We start from the raw sequence: 6,256 nt of genomic DNA, 5'->3' as shown, positions 1-6,256 counted from the left end.
TGGCCATCATCACCAGGCCCTGCGGGGCGAGGACCAGGCCGACGGTGAGCATGGACTTGCCGAGGCCGTAGCCGGTGACCTCCGGCAGCTGGAGCAGCTGCGGCAGCACCAGGGACATCGCGAACATCGAGAAACCGAGCGCGACCGAGGCGAGGTTGGTGAAGAGCACCTGCGGGCGGGCGGTGGTGCGCAGGTCGACCAGGGGCTGGCTGCTGCGCAGCTCGTAGAGGCCCCAGGCGAGCAGGATCACGACCGAGGCAAGGCCGAGGCCCACGGTGGTGGCGCTGGTCCAGCCCCAGTCGCCGCCCTTGGAGACGGCCAGCAGCAGCGTCACCAGTCCGGCCGACAGACCCAGCGCGCCGACCAGGTCGAAGCGGCCGCCGGCCCGCACCTTGGACTCCGGTACGACCGTCAGCACCAGCAGGAAGGCGACGGCGCCGAGGACGGCGGACGTCCAGAACAGGAGGTGCCAGTCCCACTCGTCGGCGATGAACGCCGCGGAGGGCAGACCGAGGGCACCGCCGACGCCGAGGGAGGCGCTCATCATGGCGGTCGACCCGGCGAGCCGCTCGCTGGGCAGTACGTCGCGCATGATGCTGATGCCGAGCGGGATCACACCGGCGGCCAGGCCCTGCAGGGCGCGTCCGGCGATCATCGGGATCACGGAGTCGCTGAGCGCGCAGACGACCGAGCCGGCGATCAGCAGGACGATGCTGACCAGCAGCATCCGGCGCTTGCCGTACATGTCGCCGAGCCGGCCGACCACCGGGGTGGCGACGGCGGCGGCGAGCAGGGTGGCGGTGACCGCCCAGGCCGTGTTCGACGCCGAGGCGTCAAGCAGCTTCGGCAGCTCGGGCACGATCGGGATGACGAGCGTCTGCATCAACGCGACGACGATTCCGGCGGAGGCCAGCACCGCCACGACGGCGTTCGACCTCGGCGGGGCGGGCTTCACCGCCGCGGCGGGTCGGGCAGGGGCGTCGGACATGGCAAGAGCCTCCGTCAGGGCACAAGGGGGTGGGGACAAACTGTATTGCTTGACTTACTCAAGTTAATAGTAATTGATTGACTTACGCAAGCGGAACCGGTGTGTGGTGCGCGCCACGGAAGGGGTGGGGCCTCAGATGGCCGCGGGTTCCTCCAGCCGGTACGGCTGCACCGGCAGCTCGGCGACGACTTCGAAGCCGCCCTGCGGGCGGTGGCCCATCCGGATGCGGCCGCCGACCGAGTGGGCGCGCTCGCGCATGCCCATGAGGCCGTAACCGCCGCCTGGCGAGGAGGAGTCGGACCGGCTCACGGCGTCGGCGTTGACGACCGTGACGACCAGCCGGTCGTGGGTGTAGGCGAGCCGTACCTCGGCCGAGCCGGTGACGGCGCGCTTGGTGACGTTGGTCAGGGCCTCCTGCACGATCCGGTACGCCGTGAGGGCGGCGCCGGCGGACAGGGGACGCGGGTCGCCGTCGGTGGCCAGGCTGACCGCGAGGCCGGCGTGCTGGAACGAGGACGCGAGGTCCGGGAGCTGGGCGAGGCCGGGGGTGGGCGCCGGCGGCTTGTCGGCGTCGGACGGGTCGGCCGTACGGTCTCCGGCGTCGGACGGGTCGGCCGTACGGTCTCCGGCGTCGGACGGGTCGGCCGTACGGTCTCCGGCGCCGGACGGTTGGGCCGTACGGTCTCCGGCACCGGGCGAGTGGGCCGTACGGTCTCCGGCGCCGGACGGTTGGGTCGTACGGTCTCCGGCACCGGGCGAGTGGGTCGTACCGTCCTGGCCGTCGGTCGGATGGGCCGCTCGGTCCTCGGTGTCGGTGGAGGGGATCGGGTCCACCTGGTGTCGCAACAGGCCGACGGTGGACTTGAGTTCGCGCAGCGCCGCGGAGGTGGTGCCGGACAGGTCGCGCACGATCCGCTCGGCCTCGGCGGGCCGGGCGGGCAGCATCCGGGCGACCGCGCCGGCCTGGAGGTTCGCCAGGACGAGATGGTGGGCGACGACGTCGTGCAGATCCCGGGCGATGCGCATGCGCTCCTCAGTGACGCGCCGTCGCGCCTCCTCCTCCCGGGTGCGTTCCGCGTGCTTGGCGCGGGCCTGCACGGCCTCCAGATAGGCGCCGCGCAGCCGGGTCACGGTGCCCAGGGAGGTGGGCAGCAGCAGCCAGGCGGTGGGGCCGAGCAGCTTGAGGACGAGGGGTTCGTTGCCGGGACCGACGAGGAGGGAGGCGCCGACCAGCAGGGCGATGCCGGTGCCGGCGAAGGTGTTCGCGGTCCTGCGGTCGGTGCGGACGGCCAGCGAGTGCAGCGCGACCATGAGGGGGCCGAGCAGCAGGACCGTGAGGATGTAGCCGAGCGCCGCGACGGCCGTCGCGCAGACGATCGTCACCGCCGTCGTCGTGCGGGGCCGGCAGCGGCGCCACAGCAGCGCGGCGCACGCGACTCCGGTGAGGAGGACGCCGGGCCACCACGGTATGCCGGAGTCGTGGCCCGGGAGCGTGACCAGGCTGCCCGGCAGCGAGCAGGCGAAGAGTGCGGCGGCGAGTCCGGCGTCGACGGCGTGGGGGCGGGCCGAGGGCAGGCGTTGCAGGTTGTCGATCATGGTGTGGGCGTTCCCGTCCGGTGCGGTCACCGCGGTGCGGACCACCACGGGCCCCTGCCGGCCGGGGGCGGCGGGAGGAGCCCGGGCGGGTCCGTCACTCGTCGAAGGTGACGACGACCTTCTCCGCGGCGCCCGGCGTCAGCGCGAGCTCGAAGGCCCGGTCGACGTCGGAGAACGGAACGCTGTGGCTGATCAGCTTGGCGAAGACGTCCTTGTGCTCGGCGAGCTCCGCCGTGACCTCGAAGATCTCGGTGGGGTAGCCCTGGGAGGCGATGAGGGTGAGCTCGCTGCGGAGCATGCCGCCGAGGTCGATGTCCGAGCCCTTCTTCTGTACGGCGACCATGACCAGCTTGGCCTTCCACTTCGCGGAGTCGACGGCGGCCTGGAAGACGGCGGGGACGCCGGCGGCGTCGATGTAGATGTCGGTGCCGGCGCGGGGCTGGCCGAGGGCGTTGGCGGCCTGGCCGTGCAGTTCGGTGAGGCGCTCGGTGACGTTCTCGGTGGCGGAGTTGATGACGGCGTCGGCGCCGACGGCCAGCGCCTTCTCCAGGCGCGAGGGGATGACGTCGGCGACGACGACGTGCTCGACGCCGCGCAGCTTCAGCCAGATGGTGGCGCCCAGGCCGATGGGTCCGGCGCCGAAGACGACGACCTTGTCGGCGGGCTTGGCCTCGGAGCGGTTGACGCAGTGCCGGGCGACCGCCATGGGCTCGTTCAACGCGGCGACGGCGAAGGGGACGTGGTCGGGGAAGACGGCGACGCTCTTGCCCACCTCGGCGTCCCGGATGAGCAGGTACTCGTCCATGCCGCCGAGGTCGCCGCCGCAGCCGATGATGCCGGTCGGGGCGCCCTGCGGGTTGACGACCACGCGGTTGCCGACCTTCAGGTCCGTGACCTCGGCGCCCACCTCGACGACCTCGCCGGCGGGCTCGTGGCCCAGCGGGATGGCGCGCATCGAGCCCTTGGCATCGACCGGCATGCCGCCCATGTGCAGGAAGAAGGTGTCGGTGCCGCAGATACCGCAGGCGCGGATCCGGACCAGCGCGTCCTTGGGGCCGGGGACGGGGCGCTCGACGTCCACCACGTCGATCTTGTTCTGGGCGCCGGTCAGGACGGACTTCATCGTGGCCATGGAGGGTCTCACTCTCTGAGGGTGCGGTGTGGCAGGTGCTGCCGGGCTGGTGCGAGGTCTGACGGGCGGGGGAGGGCAGTGACCCGACCGGCGGTCCGCTTGCGGCGCCGGGCCGGCGGCGGACGGGGGAAGTGCTCCGCCTGCCGGCCCGTCGACCGCGCCGTGCCTGTCCCCACAGGCCCGGCGCGAAAGGAGCCGCCTCCGCTCGGGGCGGCCCCGGTCCGAGGTCGTCTTGCTTGACTTAGGCAAGCACAAGTGTGTTACTTAAGTCAAGCAACCATCTGTATATTGCTTAAGTCAGGCAACTATATCTAAGGTGATCGCATGCCCGTACAGCCGTCCACCGCAGCGCCCGTCTCCGCGAACGTGACCCAGATCGAGAGCCTCCTCACCCGCGTCACGTACCTCGCCGGACGCGCCCGGCAGCACGAGCGCCTGATGGCGATGGCCGGACTGGAACTCGACCGGGCCGCCGTGGCCATCCTGCGGCACATCGGGGAGAGCGAGCCGCTGCGTCCCGGAGTGCTCGCGGTCCGTCTGTCGGTGGAGGCGTCCCATGTCACCCGGCAGATAAGGCAGTTGGAGCAGGGCGGGTACGTGGTCCGGGTCGCAGACCCGGACGACCGGCGCGCCCAACGAGTCCAGCTCACGGACGCCGGAGCGGCGGCGGTCGAGCGCATCCGTGAGGTGAGCCGCCGGGGCATGGAGATGGCCCTGGCCGACTGGTCCGAGGGGGATCTCGAGCATCTCGCCGCGCTCTTCCGCCGGATGGTCGACGACTTCGTCGCCCGGGCCGAGGACCGGCTCGACCTCCCGCCCGTCGCCCGCTGAACCGACCCCCGGCCGAGGCCGTGAAACGCACTCCCCACACGAATGGTCACGCCATGTACGGGATTCCCGGCAAGCGGCCTCCCCGCGGGGACGGCCAGCACCTCCTGGTCGTCGTCGACGATCCCGGCGACACCGAACTGCTCGCCACCACGCTCGAGTTGGCCGGCTACCGGGTCGGCACCGCGGGCACCGGCGCCGAGGGCATGGCCCGCCTCGCCCGGCACCGGTTCGACCTCGTGGTGTGGGACACCGGACTGGCCGGCCTGAGGGACCTCGCCCGGGACCGCCGGACCGCACCGGCGGACCGCCCGCCGCTGCTCTTCCTGGCCAGCTGCGACGCGTTGCACCACCTCGTCCCCGAACTCGGCCCGGGACGGGAGGACTACGTGACCAAGCCCGTCCGCATCCCCGAGGTGCTCGCCCGCGTCCAGGTCCTGCTGCGCGGCCGACGCCCCGCGGCGCCCACGGGCATGCCCTGCTACGGCGATCTGGTCCTGGACGACGCCACGTGCCGGGCCAGCCGCGGGCCGCGCCCCCTCGACCTCACCCCCGCCGAGTACCGCCTCCTGCACCACCTGCTGGCCAACGCTGAGCACGTGCTGTCGAAGGAGCAGATCTGCCGGCACGTCTGGGGCGAGTACCGCGCCGACCAGGCCATCGAGAAGCTCGTCTCCCGGCTGCGGCGCAAGGTGGACCAGGAGGACCCGAACCTCATTCACACCCGCCGCGGCTTCGGCTACTGGCTGGGCTGCGCCTCCCGCTGAACCGGCTTGGAGCGTCCTGTGGGACATTCCTGGGAGAAACCTGTGCCTGCAATACAGCAGACAAAATTGTTGACAATCTTGTTTGGCTAGATTTAGGTTTGACAGGCACTCACTCAGGGAGGGCAACGATGCCGAAAGAAGCCCGTCCGAGCACCGGAGAGCAGGCCAAACAGCACGCGTTCGCGCAGCTGCGGCAGGCGATCCTGCACGGCGACATGGCACCGGCACAGCGGCTGGTGGAGAACGAGCTCGCCGAGCAGTTCGGTGTGACACGGGCCAGCATCAGGGCGGCACTTATCGATCTGGAGTCCCAGGGACTCGTCGAGCGGATCCGCAACCGCGGCTCGCGGGTGCGGGTGGTGAGCGTGGAGGAAGCGGTCGCCATCACCGAGTGCCGCATGGTCCTCGAAGGACTGTGCGCGGCGAAGGCGGCCGTCGCGGCCACCGACGAGCAGCTCGCCGAACTGACGGACCTGGGCACGGCGATGACCAAGGCCGTGGCCGACGGCGAACCCGTGACCTACTCCGGCCTCAACCACGAACTGCACACCAGGATCCGGGAGTTCTCGGGGCAGCAGACGGCTCTGGAACTCCTGGAGCGGCTCAACGCCCAACTGGTGCGTCACCGGTTCCAGTTGGCGCTGAGGCCCGGGCGTCCGCAGCAGTCCCTGCATGAGCATCTGGCGATGATCGAAGCGATCAGGTCCAGGGACCCGCAGGCGGCCGAGACGGCCGTCCGCGCCCACCTCGTCAGCGTGATCGAGGCGCTGCGCGGCTGAGCCGCGCGAGGCGGGCGCACACCTGTCCACTCCCGGCGAGTGAGCCGAAGGGACGCGCCGGTGTCGAGAGCGCGACCGCGCGAAGGCCTTAGGGGGTGTTTCGAAAGTCCCGCACAGCACCCACGGCGCCCGGCACGCACTCTCGCCGCACCGGCCGAAACCCCAA

Annotated in this window: 6 protein-coding genes; 3 read left to right on the top strand and 3 right to left on the bottom strand. The window is 71.4% G+C overall.

What is annotated here, in order from left to right:
• The 3 genes from AC5P09_RS51110 to AC5P09_RS51100 form a co-directional block, all read right to left on the bottom strand.
• The coding region (locus AC5P09_RS51110; protein WP_493880496.1) for an MFS transporter at positions 1-988 on the bottom strand (988 nt) is incomplete at its 3' end.
• Positions 989-1,120: 132 nt separating this feature from the next.
• A complete protein-coding gene (locus AC5P09_RS51105; RefSeq protein WP_493880497.1) occupies positions 1,121-2,584 on the bottom strand; it encodes a sensor histidine kinase in 1,464 nt (487 codons plus the stop codon).
• Positions 2,585-2,678: 94 nt separating this feature from the next.
• Positions 2,679-3,716, bottom strand: a complete 1,038-nt coding sequence (locus tag AC5P09_RS51100) for a zinc-dependent alcohol dehydrogenase (protein ID WP_493880495.1) — start codon at positions 3,714-3,716, stop codon at positions 2,679-2,681.
• A gap of 324 nt (positions 3,717-4,040) precedes the next feature.
• Between AC5P09_RS51100 and AC5P09_RS51095 the strand changes: the two genes are divergently transcribed.
• From AC5P09_RS51095 to AC5P09_RS51085, 3 genes are all read left to right on the top strand, one after another.
• Entirely contained in the window at positions 4,041-4,547 is a 507-nt protein-coding gene (locus AC5P09_RS51095) for a MarR family winged helix-turn-helix transcriptional regulator (protein ID WP_493880494.1), read from the top strand.
• A 53-nt stretch (positions 4,548-4,600) separates the two neighbouring features.
• Entirely contained in the window at positions 4,601-5,311 is a 711-nt protein-coding gene (locus tag AC5P09_RS51090) for a response regulator transcription factor (protein WP_493880493.1), read from the top strand.
• Positions 5,312-5,439: 128 nt separating this feature from the next.
• Positions 5,440-6,090 (top strand): GntR family transcriptional regulator, encoded by a 651-nt coding sequence (locus AC5P09_RS51085; protein WP_493880492.1) that lies wholly within the window; start codon positions 5,440-5,442, stop codon positions 6,088-6,090.
• Positions 6,091-6,256: the final 166 nt, after the last annotated feature.

This window comes from Streptomyces sp. a15 (assembly GCF_059026085.1).
The sequence above is the reverse complement of the archived record's forward strand: the minus strand, read 5'-3'. Positions and strand labels throughout refer to the sequence as shown.